This is a genomic window from Shewanella sp. SACH (assembly GCF_001887095.2).
GTDB lineage: Bacteria > Pseudomonadota > Gammaproteobacteria > Enterobacterales > Shewanellaceae > Shewanella > Shewanella baltica.
Window position 1 is genome coordinate 1,187,246 of sequence record NZ_MPDG02000002.1, and the last position, 18,465, is coordinate 1,205,710.

The 18,465-nt window shown below is 48.0% G+C and carries 16 protein-coding genes; 3 read left to right on the forward strand and 13 right to left on the reverse strand.

Annotated elements, in window-relative coordinates; translation table 11 throughout:
* Positions 1 to 79: 79 nt before the first annotated feature.
* Both BM607_RS22150 and BM607_RS13130 read left to right on the forward strand, forming a co-directional pair.
* The gene (locus tag BM607_RS22150; RefSeq protein WP_283160777.1) at positions 80 to 1,093 is read left to right on the forward strand and encodes an RHS repeat-associated core domain-containing protein; all 1,014 of its coding nucleotides are present in this window, start codon (positions 80 to 82) and stop codon (positions 1,091 to 1,093) included.
* On the forward strand, positions 1,090 to 1,476 hold the full coding sequence (locus BM607_RS13130; protein ID WP_071939620.1) for a hypothetical protein: 387 nt from the start codon (positions 1,090 to 1,092) through the stop codon (positions 1,474 to 1,476). The genes BM607_RS22150 and BM607_RS13130 overlap by 4 nt, the downstream gene beginning before the upstream one ends.
* A 555-nt stretch (positions 1,477 to 2,031) precedes the next feature.
* Here BM607_RS13130 and BM607_RS13135 read toward each other — a convergent pair.
* From BM607_RS13135 to BM607_RS13200, 13 genes are all read right to left on the reverse strand, one after another.
* Positions 2,032 to 3,225: a PQQ-dependent sugar dehydrogenase gene (locus BM607_RS13135; RefSeq protein ID WP_071939619.1), complete on the reverse strand. Its 1,194-nt coding sequence runs from the start codon at positions 3,223 to 3,225 to the stop codon at positions 2,032 to 2,034.
* Between the two features lie 215 nt (positions 3,226 to 3,440).
* Positions 3,441 to 4,199, reverse strand: coding sequence for a sulfite exporter TauE/SafE family protein (locus tag BM607_RS13140; RefSeq protein WP_071939618.1), 759 nt, complete (start codon positions 4,197 to 4,199; stop codon positions 3,441 to 3,443).
* Positions 4,200 to 4,433: 234 nt separating this feature from the next.
* Complete coding sequence (locus BM607_RS13145; protein WP_071939617.1) at positions 4,434 to 4,751, reverse strand: cytoplasmic protein; 318 nt, start codon at positions 4,749 to 4,751, stop codon at positions 4,434 to 4,436.
* A gap of 38 nt (positions 4,752 to 4,789) precedes the next feature.
* Entirely contained in the window at positions 4,790 to 5,392 is a 603-nt protein-coding gene (locus tag BM607_RS13150) for a DJ-1/PfpI family protein (RefSeq protein ID WP_071939616.1), read from the reverse strand.
* Between the two features lie 136 nt (positions 5,393 to 5,528).
* Positions 5,529 to 6,551 (reverse strand): hypothetical protein, encoded by a 1,023-nt coding sequence (locus BM607_RS13155; protein ID WP_071939615.1) that lies wholly within the window; start codon positions 6,549 to 6,551, stop codon positions 5,529 to 5,531.
* 572 nt (positions 6,552 to 7,123) lie between these two features.
* Positions 7,124 to 7,780, reverse strand: coding sequence for a 3-oxoacid CoA-transferase subunit B (locus BM607_RS13165; RefSeq protein ID WP_006082325.1), 657 nt, complete (start codon positions 7,778 to 7,780; stop codon positions 7,124 to 7,126).
* 128 nt (positions 7,781 to 7,908) lie between these two features.
* Positions 7,909 to 8,613, reverse strand: a complete 705-nt coding sequence (locus tag BM607_RS13170; protein WP_071939614.1) for a CoA transferase subunit A — start codon at positions 8,611 to 8,613, stop codon at positions 7,909 to 7,911.
* A gap of 84 nt (positions 8,614 to 8,697) precedes the next feature.
* The gene (locus tag BM607_RS13175; RefSeq protein WP_071939613.1) at positions 8,698 to 9,621 is read right to left on the reverse strand and encodes a hydroxymethylglutaryl-CoA lyase; all 924 of its coding nucleotides are present in this window, start codon (positions 9,619 to 9,621) and stop codon (positions 8,698 to 8,700) included.
* A 1-nt stretch (position 9,622) separates the two neighbouring features.
* Positions 9,623 to 11,665: an acetyl/propionyl/methylcrotonyl-CoA carboxylase subunit alpha gene (locus BM607_RS13180; RefSeq protein WP_071939713.1), complete on the reverse strand. Its 2,043-nt coding sequence runs from the start codon at positions 11,663 to 11,665 to the stop codon at positions 9,623 to 9,625.
* 14 nt (positions 11,666 to 11,679) lie between these two features.
* A complete protein-coding gene (locus BM607_RS13185) occupies positions 11,680 to 12,549 on the reverse strand; it encodes an enoyl-CoA hydratase-related protein (protein WP_071939612.1) in 870 nt (289 codons plus the stop codon).
* A gap of 49 nt (positions 12,550 to 12,598) precedes the next feature.
* Positions 12,599 to 14,206, reverse strand: a complete 1,608-nt coding sequence (locus BM607_RS13190) for a carboxyl transferase domain-containing protein (protein WP_071939611.1) — start codon at positions 14,204 to 14,206, stop codon at positions 12,599 to 12,601.
* Between the two features lie 116 nt (positions 14,207 to 14,322).
* Positions 14,323 to 15,492, reverse strand: coding sequence for an isovaleryl-CoA dehydrogenase (locus BM607_RS13195; protein ID WP_012587284.1), 1,170 nt, complete (start codon positions 15,490 to 15,492; stop codon positions 14,323 to 14,325).
* A 181-nt stretch (positions 15,493 to 15,673) separates the two neighbouring features.
* Positions 15,674 to 16,081 carry a MerR family DNA-binding transcriptional regulator gene (locus BM607_RS13200; RefSeq protein WP_006082318.1) on the reverse strand — a complete coding sequence of 136 codons (408 nt, stop codon included), beginning with the start codon at positions 16,079 to 16,081 and terminating at the stop codon, positions 15,674 to 15,676.
* Between the two features lie 291 nt (positions 16,082 to 16,372).
* Between BM607_RS13200 and BM607_RS13205 the strand changes: the two genes are divergently transcribed.
* A complete protein-coding gene (locus BM607_RS13205) occupies positions 16,373 to 18,331 on the forward strand; it encodes a propionyl-CoA synthetase (RefSeq protein WP_071939610.1) in 1,959 nt (652 codons plus the stop codon).
* The last annotated feature ends 134 nt before the right edge of the window (positions 18,332 to 18,465 follow it).

Here is an 18,465-nt window from a genome sequence, read left to right on the forward strand (position 1 = left end):
CACAACGGACCTTGGATATAATCATAAGCTGGATATTCAGAATAAGAATACCCTGTTATCCCAGCTGCAAGATTTAGCTGTGACCAACAAAAACCGCCGCGGTTTTACCGACCACGAGCATTTGAATGAGCAACAGTTAATTCATATGAACGGGCGGATTTACGATTATAATCTCGGCCGGTTTATGAGTGTTGACCCGTTAATTCAGAGTCCGACATCAACTCAGAGTGTGAATCCCTACTCGTATATCATGAACAACCCGCTGGCGGGGACAGATCCGACTGGGTATACGAGCGAAGAACCTAAACTAGAAGAAGTCAAGTTCACTAAGGAGACAGAGAAAGTTGCCGTGACCGGATCCCATCTTAAACGAGAGGTCACTAAATCTGTTTCGGGAACTGCAACATATTCAAATGGTGCAACTCCATCTTTTTCAGCGAGTTACAGCAATGGTAAGCTTTCCAGTGCAAGCGTAGGAGGTATGTCCAGTGTGGGTAGCTTGCAGCAGACTGCGGCTAAGAGTGGAAGTAGTGCCAAGGATGCCGCAGATAATACTGGTAAGGTGATGACAGGTGTATCTATAGTGACTGCGGGGCTGGAACAGACGAAGGATCTAGCATTATTAAATACTGCTGGAACCGGGACTGCATTAATGGCAACAGGTTCCACAGGAAATGCTTGGGCATTAAGCAAAAATGCAAAATCAAATTTAGTTGCAGCATCTTTAGACGGCTCTAAGCTAGCTTCCAAATTGGCACCAAAGGCCACTGCAGTTGGTCTGGCTGCTTCTGTGATATCTAATACCCTGAACGATGATGCTTCTGGCGCGGAAGCGTTTGTCAAGTCTGGCGTTGATGCTAGTATGGCGCTTGTTGGCTTGCGGGGCGCTGGAGTAGGTACAGCTCTATCGATTGGTTATGCGATAGTTGATGTTACATATCCAGGCGGATGGATACAGGCGAATAAAGATGCCAATAGAGGTATATCGCAATTTTCAAATGAAATTGATACACATAGTATTCAGAAAGGATGGCGAGAAGACCCTGTGAGTACAATGAAACAGATTTTTGGGGTGCCGGTGATTAAATTATGAAAACTTTTTTCTTTGACGACTTTCTAATTGGTGGGTGGGCATACACAAAACGGCAAGGTGCATCAGATGAGCGTGCTTGTAGTCTTGCCGTCGCTCAAGTAGACATCTTTATCATGTTTACTCTCATTCCTTGGTTAGTTCTATTGCTAAAGTATTTGAAATTTGAGAGTGCAAATATTATGTACTTGCTCATTGGTTCTTTAGTTGTGTTGGATATTGTTTTTGAGGTTTATGTTAGCAAAAAAGGTCTTTTTAGAAATATAGATTTCCACAGTGAAGAAGTAAGCAAAAAGATCAAAAAGTGTACATATTTTTTTGTCTTTCTATTTTTCTATATGCCACTATCAACCTACATTACGTGGCCCATTATGAGGCAGCTCTAATTTCTATTAGCACCATTTGTTTGGGGCTTTTTCTTGCCTGCAACTGGGCAATTCGACCAGTAGAAGTGGGCAGTCTGTAACAGCCGTGTGCGCAACTTGGTGCAGTGCCGCCAACTGGCGGCTCTGGAGAAAATGATCGCTTCTGCTGTCCATGAGTGATCACTTCTACTGTTTTGAACCGCTCAGTCTGCTGCGAGTTTTGACCAAATAGATCATTCTTGCAAAGAAGAGGGATAGCTTGTTCATCGATTTTGATACTAACTTTAAATAATTGCCTTACAAATATTAATCCGAAATCAATTAATTAAAGTAAAAAATCTAACAAGGTTCTGTCCAAAAATGAGTTATCTTGAGTATGAAACTTTAATACTCAATTGCTGTGCGATTTATGCACCTAAGCGCAGATGAGTATGATGCTTTATTTTGCCACGTATTCAATCGGGTGCAGTAGAATCAAGCACATGTGACGATTCAGTATAGAACTTTATTCCTCTCCCACCATTGAGCTTGTTGCACTGGTTAAAAGGCTGTGGTTAAAGCGAGTGCTTAAGATTACTACGGTGAGATCTGGTAAATTTTTGATTTCGCTTCATCAGTCACAAGATAAATCAACCCATCAGGCCCTTGCACGACTGAGCGTAATCTTTGTCCCAATTCATTTTTCAGCAGCCGTTCTTCTTTAATAATCTTGTCGCCATCAAGCACTAAACGTACTAGCGTTTTTTCCTTTAGGCTGGCGAGTAAAATATTATTTTTCCACTGCGGAAATTTATCGCCCGTGTAAAACATAAAGCCCGCCGTGGCAATTGAGGGAACCCACTTGTAGACGGGTTGCTCCATTCCAGCTTTGTGGGTGCCTTCGCCTATTTTGCCGCCACCGTAATTCTCACCATAGGTAATCACAGGCCAGCCATAGTTTTTGCCCGCCTCATCAATATTGAGTTCATCGCCGCCCTGCGGTCCATGCTCGCCAGTCCATAATACTTTGCTGGTGGGATTAATGGCCGCGCCTTGCATATTGCGATGACCAATAGACCAGATCTCGGGTAAAGCGCCCGCCGTATTGATGAAGGGGTTATCCTTAGGCACTGAGCCATCGGCATTAATCCGCACCACTTTGCCTAAATGATTGTCTAATGTTTGGGCGCTATCTTTTTCGCTGTAACGATCGCCAAGTGTGATAAATAAAGTGCCGTCAGGCGCCCACACCAAACGAGATCCAAAATGGTGGCCGCTGTTGATTTTGGGTTGCTGACTAAAAACGCGGCTGAGATTTTCAAGCTTGTTGCCATTGAGAGTAGCAAAACTCACCGCAGTGCTATTGAGTTCACTTGCATCACCTTCAGCGGGTTCTGAATAACTGAAATAGATTTTTTTGCTGCTGGCAAAATCTGGCGCAAGCACCACATCGAGTAAACCACCTTGGCCCTTGGCATATAGCGGTGGCAAACCCGTTAAGGGTTCGCCCACTTTACCTGCGGCGCTGACAATGCGCATTCTGCCGGCGCGTTCAGTCACGAGCATGCTGCCGTCGGGTAAAAATGCCATACCCCAGACATTCTCTAACCCTTGGGCTATGGTTTTTACCTGAATGTTACCCGTTTCCGTTTTGACGATAATGCTTGTTGCGCTAGCAGTTTGCGCGTAAATAGCGGGCGAGCTTGCAACAAGACACAGGGCAAGACTTAAGGTGCTGAGCTTCAAGGTCTTTAGCTTCAAGCTGCTTAGTTTAAAGGTGATCCGTTTCATCGCTATCCTTAGTCACAGTGCTTTCCTAAATGATGTGACAGAGTAACAAGCCAGCAACCTAAGGGCAATTTCTCGATGTGACTATCGAAACTCACCAGTCTTGTTCCCTTGAGTCCATGATTATTGCGTTGGTAATGCATTAAAAGGCTAACGTATTAAAAAACTAGCGTATTAAAAGCTCAATACATGAAAAGTTTAGCTTAACGCATGAAAGCCTAGCGCATGAAAAAGCCTAAGGCCATTGCCAACCCAACTATCACAATAAAGCCGCGCAGCAAGGGCTGTGAAATACGATAGGCCAGCGCTGCGCCGACATAGCCGCCGATAATCGCCATCACAGCAAGCAGCAACAGATATTGCCCATCGATAACATTGCCCGCGGCATAAACCACAACGGCGATGGCGGTGAGCAGGGCAGAAATGAGATTTTTAAGACCGTTCATCCCATGTAGATTGGTCTGGCCCATCAGCCCAAAGCTCGCGAGCAGTATGATGCCTAAGCCACCATTAAAATAACCGCCATAGATACACACTACCGACAGCATTATCAGTGCTGTCATCGGACTTAACATTGGCGTTGAGGTGTTTTCGCCTTGCTCAGCGATTCTTCGTTTGAGCAACCAAGGGCCAACAATAAAGGCCGCGGTGGCCAGTAAAATCAGCCAAGGGATCAGTTTTGCGAAGACTTGCTCGCTGGTGGTCAGCAAAATACCTGCGCCAATACTGCCGCCGATAAGGGCAATCAAGATCAGATGCTTAAGGCTAAGACTCGCCGGATATTCGATATCCTTTCTAAAACGCCAAGCACTGGCGATATACCCTGGCAACAACGCAGCAGTCCCCGTTGCATTCGCCGCAATCGGTGGAACCCCGACAAACACTAACGCCAAAAGGGTAATAAAACTGCCACCGCCGGCAACCGCATTGAGCATGCCGCCTAAAAAGCCAGCGAGTGCAATAATAAACCAGTCCATAGATACCGCTCCTTTGGGCAATGAGAGAGTTAAACTGAGTGTTCATCTGAGTGCTAAGAATGAGTCTGTTCTCGTTAGTCAATCTAAGTACGTCACCCTAACAGGATGATTTCGATATTGAAAGTCGCGTAATGATTCGTTACATAATCGAAAGTCGCGTAATGGATAGTCACATACAGCCATTCGTAAATGTGAACACACAGAATGAGTGAACAGGCTTTTACCTACTTAGTGCTAGGGGACTTGATCCCAAACACCAGACATAAAAATAACCGCAGCGATGGCTTCACTTTGCTCGGTAAAAACATCTTCTCCCCAGCAATTTTGCCCACGTTCTTGATAATAAACTTTAAAGGTACTGAGCATAGGTGTTCGAATGCAATACCAACCATCGAAGGTATTCTTGGCAAAATGCACCCAATGCTGCGCATCGGCTGTTTGGATTTGCTGTACGAGTATTTCATTCTGAGCCAGTAAAGCCGCAAGTTCACTCTGGGTTATGATCTGATGCTCGGCTTTGATTGCCTCTAGAAGATTTTTTAGTGTAATCATGGAGTCCCTTGCTTCTAGCTGCGAACCTAAACCACTTGCTAGCGAATTGCAGCTGCTATTGATGATTGGATCAGCGTCTCATAAATATCAGCTTGGCCAGCAGGAATAAGTTGCCTGTGTATTTCGCGACGTTTCGCACTGTCAAACAAGCGCTCCGCAACCCAGCCGGTTAAGTAGAGTGAGGACAGGCAGCCACCTGCAGTGGCAATATTGCCATTGATAACCAGAGCGCAGTCTTCTACATCCACGCCCATGGCCACTAATGCGGGTTTGGCATCGGGATGAGTCGTTGCTGAGATATTGTCGAGTAAGCCTAATTTGGCAAAGAAGAATGACCCCGCGCAGATACTGCCAAGCAATTGCCGTGTGGGATCTAATTTAAGGGCGGACATAAACTCAGTATCTTCGAGTGCGGCAGGTACGCCTTTGTAACCACTGCTAAATAATACCACGTCGGCATCAGCGACTTCGGCCACATGACCATCGGTTTTGACAACCATTCCTAAGCTTGATGTATGGCTTTGCTTGGTCCCGAGTACTTTCACATTCCAGTCTGTTTTTGTCCTGCCGAGGATGTCACGCATTAGGAAGAAATCGATATCGGTAAATTCATCAAATATCACAATCGCAATCTGGTACATAAGCTTTCCTCTGGCTTGTATTGTGGATGACTTAAGGCTTGAATACGCTCAACCTTAAGCCTTAGGTCCTCAATATCAATAGAATCATGATTTTATTGGTTATCCATTTTTTATGAAAATTTGGTTAATCAAAATCTTAACCAGCACTAAACGATGGCAGTCGCTTGGCGAAAATAGCATGGGCATCAAAATCTTGGCTTTGCATTCTGGTTAATGTGTTGGTTAACACTTCATCGGCTGCATCTTCAATCCGCAGGATCTTCTCTGCTGTGACATAGTCGCTAAACGCTGTGCAGACTTGTTCAAACAAAGCCGTTACATCGCCAAAGGCCGGATGACTAAATTGTGGGTTAGGCAAACCCCTAAGGGATCGCAGTTTCAGCAGCATTAACGCTGTCAATGGTAAATATGTGTGCGGCCCACCATTGAACTCAAAAAAGCACTTTTTATCCCCAATAACTGCTTGTTCTACCTGATGATCGCACAGGGTTTGCAGCATAGTGCTGATGAATTCGATATCCTGTGTGTCCCAGTTATCTATAAATGGCGCATAGGGGAAAGGAGCCGTTTTTCGCAGTGTCACTTGCACTTCCGTGGCAAAATGCGGCTCAATAACGCCCAAATAGCGCCCATACAGCAGCACCAAAAAATCGCCTATAAAACTGTGGGAGCGAATTATCCAGCCCGAGCGCCAAGCCATTGCGTTAGCATAATACAGCTCGTCGGCCTCAGTCTTAAGCCCTGAAAAAAGCATCAGCACCAGCCTGAATACATGGGTTGTATCCCAACTAGCATTAGTAAAACCACCGGTGTTTTCAACCGCAGTGTAGTATTTGTAATAGTCTATGGCGGTATCAAAATAGCCGTAAGCAAGCGAGCACATAAGCGGCTTAGGCTCAAGCAAGCCCGATTCAATATACGTAAGTTGTGCCGCAAAATTCCAATGACATTCAGGTACTGCGAACTCAGATCCAAATAACTCCCACTGGCGAAAATCATCAGGGTAATCAATATATGCTTTTAATCTCTCGAATTTTTCCGCTATCCCAGTATGAATATAACCAGTCAACAAATACTGGTTGTATTCAAACACGTTTTTTGGATAATCGCGCATCAGCTTGCGGCTGCGGCTGCGCTTATTGAGAAACTTGGCTAACATCTTGAGCATCCTTATTATTTAGGCTGCGGCAAGTTTACCGCAACGGCGCTAAATATGACTATCTGTAGCATTTTTGAAGCAAGCATTAAGCGACTCTGTTGTAGCGATGGTGAACACACATTCGCCAGCAAAGAACCTTACTAACATATGTTGTTATCAGTTTAATGCGCGACATTGTTCATTATTGAATATGCTGGGATGGGTGAGTAAACCGCACTCTTGCGTTGGCGACCATCGGAAAAAGGGACTTTTTCGTTGAGCCCCCAAGGATGGGTTTACGGCGTGTCGCCAGAGCATTAGTGCTGTTTATGGCGAAAAGCTTTCAAAAAGTACCTAGACTGTAAAAGCTCACAGAAAACAAGGTTTGTAGTGAACAAGCTGGTGGTGAATTTTACTCATGGTTCCCCGCTTTCGCGGGGATGACAAAAGCAACGAGGCCCAGAATCATTTTCTGGGCCTCGTTGGTATCGTAAAACGTCGGTTAACGCTCAAAACTCTTTAGGCTAAAGCTTCAAACTAACTTGAGTTTCAACCTTAGCCGCTATACGTTACTTGCGCATTTTAGAGAACGCTTAAAACACCATTTCTGGTACATGCTCTGGCACGATTAATTTGCCGGCGGTTTTGCTGACGATTTCTTCTACGCTGACGCCTGGGGCGCGCTCTAGTAGATGGAAAGCGCCATCTTTGATTTCGATAAAGGCTAAATCTGTGACGACGCGTTTAATGCAGCCGTAACCTGTTAGCGGCAATTCGCATACGGGCAGTAGCTTAGAATTACCGTATTTATCGGCGTGCATCATAGTCACGATAATGTTTTCGGCGCCCGCGACTAAATCCATCGCACCGCCCATGCCTTTGATGAGTTTGCCGGGGATCATCCATGAGGCGATAGAGCCATTCACATCGACCTCAAAGGCGCCGAGCACGGTTAAGTCCACATGGCCGCCACGGATCATGGCAAAGCTTTCCGCCGAGGAGAAAAACGAGGCGCCTTTGACTGCGGTAACGGTTTGTTTACCCGCGTTGATTAAATCGGGATCTATGGTGTCTTCGGTAGGGAATTCGCCCATGCCGAGTAGGCCGTTTTCCGATTGCAACATCACTTCCATGCCGCTAGGAATATAGTTAGCGACCAGTGTTGGAATACCGATGCCGAGGTTGACGTAGTAGCCATCTTTTAATTCTTTGGCGACGCGCTGAGCCAGTTGTTCTCTTGATAATGCCATGATATCTATCCTTTCTATTTGGCTTTGACGCTTTGGTCTTCACTCTTAGGTTTTTACCCTTAGTTGTTTACTTTAGGGAGCTAAGTGCCAATTGCGTTAACTGTGTTTCAAGGTTTTGCCAGCGCCTTTTATTTCGCGGCTTTTACTGTGCGCTGCTCGATACGTTTCTCGAACGAGCCTTGAATAACGCGGTCAACATAGATGCCCGGCGTGTGGATATGATCTGGGTCTAGCTCGCCTGGCTCAACAATAAACTCGGCTTCAACCACAGTGATTTTGCCAGCGGTCGCCATCATAGGGTTAAAGTTGGCGGCGGTTTTACGGAACACCAAATTACCCATGGTATCGGCTTTCCATGCGCGCACTAAGGCAAAATCTGCGGTCAGCGACTCTTCTAACACGTAATGGCGACCTTTGATTTCGCGGGTTTCTTTGCCATCAGCTACCGGCGTGCCGTAACCTGTTGCAGTGAAAAAAGCCGGAATGCCTGCGCCACCTGCGCGGATTTTTTCCGCTAGTGTGCCTTGGGGCGTTAAAATTACGTTCAGTTCGCCAGAGAGCATTTGTTGCTCGAAAGTAGCGTTTTCGCCCACGTAAGAGGCGATCATAGTGGCGATTTGGCGATGTTTTAACAGTAAGCCAAGGCCAAAGTCGTCAACGCCAGCGTTGTTTGATATCGCCGTTAAACCGTTAACGCCCATCTTAACCATTTGATTGATTAAGCCTTCGGGAATGCCGCACAGGCCAAAGCCGCCGACCATAATGGTCATGTCGTTTGATAAGCCGTTTAACGCTTCTTCATAGCTGCTGACGACTTTATTGAGTCCTGCCATTGTGATGTCCTTTTATGCTGTATAAAACGCGCGGGAAATAACGCGCGTTTTCAATAACGGTTGTTGTCGTTAATTATTGTTGTTCTATTTTGCTAACAGGGCTGTGGCCACTTTCGAGCCGTTGTTGCGATTCAACTGCGTGCTGATAGCTTGTCCTGCCAACGCTAGCTTGTTGAGATCGATACCTGTCTCTAATCCCATGCCGTGCAGCATATACACTAAGTCTTCGGTGGCAAGATTGCCCGACGCGCCTTTGGCATAGGGGCAGCCGCCAAGACCTGCAACCGAGGAGTCAAACACCCGTACACCTAAGTCTAAGCAGGCCAAAATGTTAGCTAATGCTTGGCCATAGGTGTCGTGAAAGTGTAGCGCCAGTTTCTCAATAGGCACTCGTTCACTCACAGTTTGCAGCATTCTACGGGCTTTTTGCGGCGTGCCGATACCGATAGTGTCACCGAGTGATATTTCGTAACAGCCCATTTTGTAAAGGATTTCAGACACGCGGGCCACTTCACTGACCGCTATCTCACCTTCGTAGGGGCAGCCGAGCACGCAGGACACATAGCCGCGCACCGGAATATTGTGCGCTTTTGCTAATTCCATCAAAGGGATAAAGCGTTCAATCGACTCTTCAATCGAGCAGTTGATATTGCGTTGACTAAAGCTTTGTGAGGCGGCGCCAAATATCGCTACTTCGGAAGCTTTTGCATCCAGTGCCAGTTCAAAGCCTTTGACGTTGGGCGTGAGCGCGCTATACACCACGCCGCTTTGACGCTGTATTTGCTTGAGCACATCGGCAGAATCGGCCATTTGTGGCACCCATTTGGGTGACACAAAACTGCCGGATTCGATGCGCTTAAGCCCTGCATCTGCCAGCGATTCAATCAAGGCGATTTTAGCTGCCGTTGGCACAGCGACTTCGTTTTGCAGGCCGTCGCGCGCGCCCATCTCGAAGATGCTGACCCTGTCTTTGGCGTCCGCTGCTTGGCTTAGATTGACTAACGACATCTTAGGCTTCCTTGATCGCGGTTGGCTCGTCTGTCTCTAACGGCTCAACGTTAAGCAAGGTTGCGCCATCGGTCACCAGCTCGCCCGCCTTAAAGTAGAATTCACTGACTATGCCATCAAACGGCGCTTCGATGGTGTATTCCATCTTCATGGCTTCCATCACTAGCAAACCTTGGCCCGCTTTAACTTGTGCGCCGACATCGACTAAATGGGTCACGACAGTGCCGTTCATGGGCGCTTTTAACTTGTCAGCATTGCTAGCTTGTTCTTCGACCACTAGCGTTTGCACTGCTTTAAAGTGGTAACTGCCAGAGGATAAAAATAGCGTAAAGTCATCACCTTGTGCGCTAACCGGCACTTTACTCTTATGGCCGTTGATTTCGGCGAGCAGTAAGTCTTGTTTCAGTTCGCCATTTAGCAACCAATCTTGGCCGTGCAGTGGCAACTGATACATGCCGCCTAAATCGAGCATCACCAACTGCTGTAATTCATGGGCGTCATCAAGTAGGGCAATATTGTGTTGGCTACAACTGTTGAGTCTAAAGCCGCTCACTTGACCCCAAGGTGAGTAAGGATCGGCGCTGTTGATCGCTTGCGCTTTGGCGGCTTCTTTACGGGCAAGCACTTGATACAGCGCGGCAAAGGCAAGCGCAGTGTCGGCTTCGCTTGAAGCTGTACCAATTAAGGTGTCGCCATAACGGCCAATAAAGTCAGTGCTAAAGTCGGCATTGGCAAACGCTGGGTGCTCGGCAATGTTCGCCAAAAATTCAATGTTGTGCTTAAGACCGCTAATTTGATACGACTCTAAGGCATGCACTAAACGTTGCAGGGCGCGCGGGCGCGATTCATCCCAAACAATAAGCTTGGCAATCATAGGATCGTAGAAGTTACTGATCACATCGTTTTCACGAATACCCGAATCGATACGGACAAACTTACTTTGCTCGGGTTCACGCAAAAAGTTGAGCTTACCGCTGGCGGGTAAAAACTCATTTTGCGGATCTTCGGCATAAATGCGTACTTCAAAGGAATGGCCGTGAATACGCACTTCATCTTGCTTAAGAGGTAGTGGCTGACCGCTGGCGACCAGTAATTGCCATTTGACTAAATCTTGGCCTGTGACCATTTCAGTAACGGGATGCTCAACCTGCAGACGGGTGTTCATCTCCATGAAATAGAAGCTATTGTCTGTGTCTAACAGAAACTCTACCGTCCCCGCACCAACATAATCGATGGCTTTGGCAGCGGCGACGGCCGCATCACCCATTTGGGCGCGCAGTGCATCGCTTAAGCCCGGTGCCGGCGCCTCTTCGACCACTTTTTGGTGGCGACGTTGAATCGAGCAATCGCGATCCGATAAGTAAATCGCGTTGCCAAAGGTGTCGGCAAACACTTGTACTTCGACGTGGCGCGGCTGGCGTAAGTAACGTTCCATCAATAATTTATCGTTACCAAAAGAAGAGGCCGCTTCACGACGCGCCGAGTTAACGGCTTCCATGATTTCGCCTTCATTCTCGACGATACGCATGCCTTTACCGCCGCCGCCATACGCCGCTTTAATCAGCATAGGGAAGCCGATTTTCAGTGACTCTGCTTTTAAGGTCGCGTCGGTTTGGTCATCGCCGTGGTAACCGGGCACTAAGGGCACGTTTGCCGCCGTCATAATAGATTTAGCGGCGCTTTTGCTGCCCATGGCATCGATAGCATCGCTACCTGGGCCAACAAAGACGATGCCTGCGGCTTCACATTTACGGGCAAAGTCGGCGTTTTCAGATAAGAAACCATAACCAGGGTGAATGGCTTGGGCGCCCGCTTTTTTGGCGATATCGATAATCAAATCGCCCTTTAAATAGGAGTCTGCCGGCGCACTGCCACCTAGATAGAAAGATTCGTCGGCCATGGCGACATGGCGCGCTTCTTTATCGGCATCGGAATATAGGGCAACAGTGCGAACGCCCATGGCATGGGCGGTTTTGATGATGCGACAGGCGATTTCACCGCGGTTAGCAATCAATAGCTTGGTAAACATGTGGTTAGTTAACATCTGCTTGGTTAGCATCAAAGGACTCCTTGGGTATCACTTGGCTTTTGCGTGGGGGTTGAGAGCGCTTGTTGCCAGTTAGGCAGACGTTTCTCAAAAAAGGCGTTTAAGCCCTCTTGGCCCTCGGTTGATACCCGAATGCGGGCGATACGCTCGCTAGTGTAATCAATGGTGTTTTGGTCTATCACGCCATCTTCAAGATGCGACAGCAGTGTTTTGACCCACGCCATGCCTTGTGGACTATTGGCAAGTAGCGCGTCAATCATCGGCTTTGCGGCGGCGTCTAAGTCATCGCTGATCTCATGAATGACATTAAGCTTTAATGCGGTGTCGGCACTAAAACGCTCAGCCGTTAACATGTAGCGGCGTGATGCACGGTTACCCATAGCGCGGGCAACGTAAGGGCTTATCACCGCAGGAATTAATCCGAGTTTCACTTCGCTCAAGCAAAAACTAGCGCGCGTCGTGGCGATAGCGATATCGCTGGCGCAAATCAGTCCCAGTGCGCCGCCAAAGGCTGCGCCTTGCACTAATGCAATAGTGGGTTTTGGAAAGGTATCTAAATCCTGCATCAGTTTTGCTAAGGCTTTGGCATCATTTAGATTTTGTTCAAAGTCCATTTTGGCTTGTTTGCGCATCCAATTGAGATCGGCGCCGGCGCTGAAGTTTTTGCCGTTTGCTTTGAGTACCAGCACTTGGCATTGCTTGTGCTCAGCAAAATAGCTAAGGACGCTAATCATCTCGCTAATCATCACTTCATCGAAGGCGTTGTGTACTTCTGCTCGGTCAAGAATAAGCTCGGCAACGCCGTTATTGAGCGCATAAGTGACGTGCTGCAAGTTGCTTAAATCCTTTGTGCCGCTAGTGCTGTTTAATCTGTCTGTCATTATTCTTTCCCCTATCTTCTTGTGTGACATATGTTTTTCACATGTGCCTTTACATACGGAACACACCAAAGCGGGTGTCTTCAATAGGGGCGTTTAACGCCGCCGATAGGGCAAGGCCGACCACATCGCGGGTTTGCGCTGGGTCAATAATGCCGTCATCCCATAAACGGGCGCTGGCATGATACGGATGACCTTCTTTGTCGTACTGGGCGACAATCGGCGCTTTAAAGGCTTTTTCATCCTCTAATGACCATTCTTCACCTTTGCGGGCTAAACCGTCGCGGCGCACTGTGGCGAGTACGCCAGCCGCTTGCTCGCCGCCCATCACAGAAATACGGGCGTTAGGCCACATCCACATCATGGTCGGTTCGAACGCGCGGCCACACATGCCGTAGTTACCCGCGCCGTAGCTGCCGCCGATAATCACAGTGAATTTAGGCACATTCGCGCAAGAAACCGCGGTCACCATTTTAGCGCCGTGTTTGGCTATGCCTTCGTGTTCGTACTTTTTACCCACCATAAAGCCGGTGATGTTTTGCAGGAACAGCAGCGGAATTTTGCGCTGGCAGCATAGTTCAATAAAGTGTGCGCCTTTTTGCGCCGACTCTGAGAACAAAATGCCGTTGTTGGCGACGATGCCGACTGGGTAGCCGTGAATACGGGCAAAACCGCACACTAAGGTTGCGCCGTAGTTGGCTTTAAACTCATCAAAATCAGAGTCATCGACGATACGGGCGATCACTTCTTTGACATCAAAGGGCTTTTTAAGATCGGTGCCGACAATGCCGTACAGTTCGCTAATGTCAAATCTTGGCGGTTTGACTGGGCTTAGGAGTGATTTGATTTCTTTTTGATGATTCAGGCGTGATACGGCGCGGCGGGCAAGCTCCAGCGCGTGCTCATCGTTTTGCGCTAAATGGTCCGCCACGCCGGAAATTTTGGTGTGGACTTCGGCGCCGCCCAGTTCTTCGGCGCTAACTTCTTCGCCTGTGGCCGCTTTCACTAATGGCGGGCCTGCTAAGAAGATAGTGCCTTGATCTTTTACGATAATGGATTCATCCGCCATGGCGGGCACATAAGCGCCGCCTGCGGTACATAAGCCCATGACCACAGCGATTTGTGGGATACCTTTGGCGGACATTTGTGCTTGATTGTAAAAGATGCGGCCGAAATGGTCGCGGTCGGGGAAAACTTCATCTTGGCGGGGCAGGTTAGCGCCGCCCGAGTCGACTAAATAAATACAAGGCAAGTGACAACGGCTGGCAATATCTTGGGCACGAAGGTGTTTTTTGACGGTAATCGGGTAGTAAGTGCCGCCTTTCACTGTGGCATCGTTGGCGATGATCATGCACTCGACACCGCTCACACGGCCGATACCAGCGATAATGCCCGCTGCGGGCACTTCTTCGTCGTAGACTTCAAACGCGGCAAATTGCGACAGTTCTAAAAAGGGTGAACCTGCATCAAGCAGCTTTTCAACCCGTTGACGTGGCAGTAATTTACCGCGGGATAAATGACGCTCCAGCGCCACAGGGCCGCCGCCGAGTTCGATTTTATTGAGTTTAGTTTTAAGATCGGCCACTAGGGCGGCCATATCGTCGGATTTTGCTTTAAATTCATCGCTACGGGCGTTGATACGACTGCTTATTTGCGTCACTTTGATTGTCCTTATAAAGCGGAAACTCGGTATCACCTTGCTCGAATGGGTGGCGCAAACTGTAAATTACAGTGAGGGGCTACCCATTCACTTGTGAGAGATTATTTGAACGCGCGTTATTTCGACTCATTGAACAGTTCGCGGCCAATCAGCATGCGGCGAATTTCTGAGGTGCCCGCGCCGATTTCATACAGCTTGGCATCACGCAGTAAACGGCCTGTGGCGTATTCGTTCACATAACCATTGCCGCCGAGCAGTTGGATTGCATCCAGTGCCATTTTAGTGGCGAGTTCTGCGCTATAAAGAATCGCACCTGCGGCGTCTTTACGGGTGGTTTCACCGCGATCGCAGGATTTTGCTACGGCATACACGTAGGATTTGGCGGCATTCATGCCGGTGTACATGTCGGCTAATTTGCCCTGTACCAATTGGAATTCGCCGATGGATTTACCAAATTGTTCGCGCTCGTGGATGTAAGGCACAACGATATCCATGCAGGAGTTCATGATCCCCAGCGGGCCGCCAGATAGCACGACGCGCTCGTAATCTAAGCCGCTCATTAGCACTTTTACGCCGTTGTTGAGGCCACCTAAAATGTTTTCTTCTGGCACTTCCACGTCTTCAAACACTAATTCGCAGGTGTTAGAGCCGCGCATGCCGAGTTTGTCGAGTTTTTGTGCTTGGCTGAAACCTTTCGAATCACGCTCAACGATAAAGGCGGTAATACCGTGTGCACCTTTGGTTAAGTCGGTTTTAGCGTAAATCACATAGGTGTGCGCATCGGGACCGTTGGTGATCCACATCTTGTTACCGTTTAAGATGAAGCGATCGCCTTCTTTACGGGCGTGTAGCTTCATTGATACTACGTCAGAACCTGCGTTTGGCTCACTCATGGCGAGTGCGCCAATATGTTCACCGCTCACCAGTTTGGGCAGATACTTGGCTTTTTGCGCAGCATTACCGTTACGGTTGATTTGATTCACACACAGGTTTGAGTGGGCGCCATAACTTAGGCCGATAGAGGCCGATGCACGGGAGATTTCTTCCATTGCTACGACGTGGGCAAGGTAGCCCATGTTCGCGCCGCCGTACTCTTCAGCTACGGTCACGCCGAGCAGTCCCATACTCCCCAGCACAGGCCAAAGTTCATTGGGGAAGGCGTTGTCGTGATCCACTTTCGCGGCAATCGGGGCGATTTCGTGAGTGGCAAAATCTTGCACCGCATCGCGCAGCATGTCGACGTCTTCGCCTAGGCCAAAATTCAGACTTGTGTAGAGAGAGTTCATTGCTTGTGTCCTTTCAGATGTTCTAATTTCAGATGGTTAAACTCTGATGTTTAAATTTATAGTTTTTATGATTTTTAGGTGCTTGAGTCGTTTAAATCTTGTACTTAATCCTAGTGCTAACATCCTGCGTCTTGAGATGCGCGAGCCAATCATATTGACTTGATCTTGTTGCCACTGGGATTTAGGCTTTTGCCGTTTTGTTATCTTCTAAGGCTAAGCGGCATTGCTGCTCGGCGGAATTGAGTTCCATCAACACGACTTTAATGTCGTCCATTTGCTGCTGTAGGGCGGATTTTTTTTCTTCCACTAGTGCCAGCATGGTATTGAGCTGTGAGGTGCTGCTCTTGTCGGCATCGTATAATTCGAACAAGCGACGGGTTTCTGCCAAAGAAAAGCCCAAGCGTTTACCGCGAAGAATGAGCTTGAGGCGCACTCTGTCTTTGAGGCTATAAATACGGGTTTGGCCGCGGCGTTTAGGCTTAAGTAAACCTTGGTCTTCGTAAAAACGAATACTACGAGTAGTGATATCAAACTCTTTTGAGAGATCACTGATCGAGTAAGTCGTTTGTGGTGTGTTCGTTGCGCTCATTCATGCACCCTAAATAATCAGTTTTAAGCAAGATATATGAAGTTTACGTAAAGGTAAAGATTTTGGCTTTTATTCTGTTGGCAAAAAAGTGTCAATCCCAATTGCCATCAGCCTGTGCAGCGAGATTAAAACGAGTGCTTTAAATTAGTGTTCTCACATAAAACCACAAATCTTTTCTGGTTATAGGCTAACGTCTAATAGTGGGCTTGAGGCCCCCCTGTTAATAATGGTTGTTGGAAGGGGTAGTTATTGCGGCTGACGATTTTAGCCGCAGTCCTGATTGGAGGACATATGTTGACCGAACAGCAAAATGCATCTGTAGCGCAAGCCGCAAATCAAAAACAGAACCAACAAAAACATCAAGCGTTGCACCAAGCATCCTTGCTTAATAAAGCCGAATTCTGGGGAGAAGCGGCGAAGACGCTCGATTGGATTAAACCTGCGCACACTGTGCTCGATGAGTCGCAGGCACCGTTTTATCACTGGTTCGCCGATGGTGAGATGAACACTTGTTATAACGCCGTTGATCGCCATGTGTTGGCCGGACGCGGTGATCAAGTGGCTATCCACTATGCGAGCCCAGTGACAGACACTGAATACGGCATTAGCTACGCGGAGTTACAGGCTCAAGTGAGCCGACTCGCGGGCTTTATGCAATCTATTGGGATAGAGAAGGGCGACCGTGTGGTGATTTATATGCCTATGGTGCCGGAAACCGCCTTCGCTATGCTGGCCTGTGCTCGCATAGGTGCGATTCATTCTGTGGTTTTTGGTGGTTTTGCCGCCAATGAACTCGCGACTAGGATTAACGATGCTAAGCCTAAATTGGTACTGTCGGCATCCTGCGGCATTGAGCCCTCGGGAGTCATTCCTTATAAGCCTTTGTTAGATAAAGCATTGGAACATGCTGTTCATCAGGTGGAGCATTGCCTGATTTTAAATCGCAGCCAGTATCAAGCCGATTTGCAGGAGGGCCGTGACTTAGATTGGCAAGCCGCGTTAGCGACTGCACCTAAGGCCGATTGTGTTTCTCTTAAGGCCACAGATCCCTTGTATGTGCTTTATACCTCAGGCACCACGGGTCAGCCTAAAGGTGTGGTGCGCGATAATGGCGGCCATGCAGTGGCACTGGCTTGGTCGATGCAACATATTTACGATATTCAAGCGGGCGATGTGTTTTGGGCCGCGTCTGATGTGGGCTGGGTTGTGGGTCATTCTTACATTGTGTACGGACCGCTACTGGTGGGCGCTACGACCTTAATGTATGAAGGTAAACCTGTCGGTACGCCCGATCCCGGCGCATTTTGGCGTACGATTGCCAAATATAAAGTCAAAAGTTTTTTCACCGCGCCGACGGCCATTCGCGCAATCAAGCGTGAAGATCCTGATGGTGAGTATCTACAAGGTGTTGATTTAGCTTGTCTTAAAAACGTGTTTTTGGCGGGGGAACGTTGCGATCCCGACACTTTAGTTTGGGCACACACTAAACTCGCTAAACCTGTTATCGATCACTGGTGGCAAACTGAAACGGGTTGGCCAGTCGCGGCAAATTTGATGGGCACAGCGCCCGTCGCCATTAAGCCGGGTTCACCCGCTTTACCTGTGCCTGGTTATGCGGTTGAAGTGGTGGATGAATTGGGAGAACAAGTTGCGCCCAATACCTCGGGGAATGTGGTGATCAAGCTGCCTTTGCCGCCGGGAACCTTGACGACACTGTGGCAAAATGATCAACGCTATCAAGATAGTTACTTGTCTATGTATCCAGGTTATTACTTAACTGGCGATGCGGGTTATACCGATGAAGACGGTTATCTCTACATTATGAGTCGTATTGATGACATCATAAACGTGGCGGGGCACAGGTTATCGACTGGACGTTTTGAAGAAGTTTTGTGTCAACATCCTGATGTGGCCGAAGCGGCTGTGATTGGTGTGGATGATCAGCTTAAAGGTCAGGTGCCTTTAGGATTAGTGGTGCTGAAAAAGGGCGTGACGATCAGTGATGAAGAGCTGCATAAACAGCTCATTACCTTGGTGCGTCAAGAGATTGGTCCCGTCGCCTCCTTTAGGTTAGTGAGTGCGATTCAAAAATTGCCCAAAACGCGCTCTGGGAAGATTTTACGTGGTACTATGCGAAAAATTGCCGATAATCAGCAATATACCGCGCCAGCGACCATAGAAGATCCACAGACCTTAGAGCTAGTGCGCACTGCGCTCACTCGCATGGGTTATGCCGATGCCTTAATCTAAGCTTGCGTTTAGTGAATGGGGATTTCATGTAGGAAATTCCCATTCTAAAAATCGCTTGCTGTTGCGAATTGAAACAAATATCCCCGCTAAATTTGAGCAATAGTCCTTTATGATTTGCTATTCTTGCCGCGTAT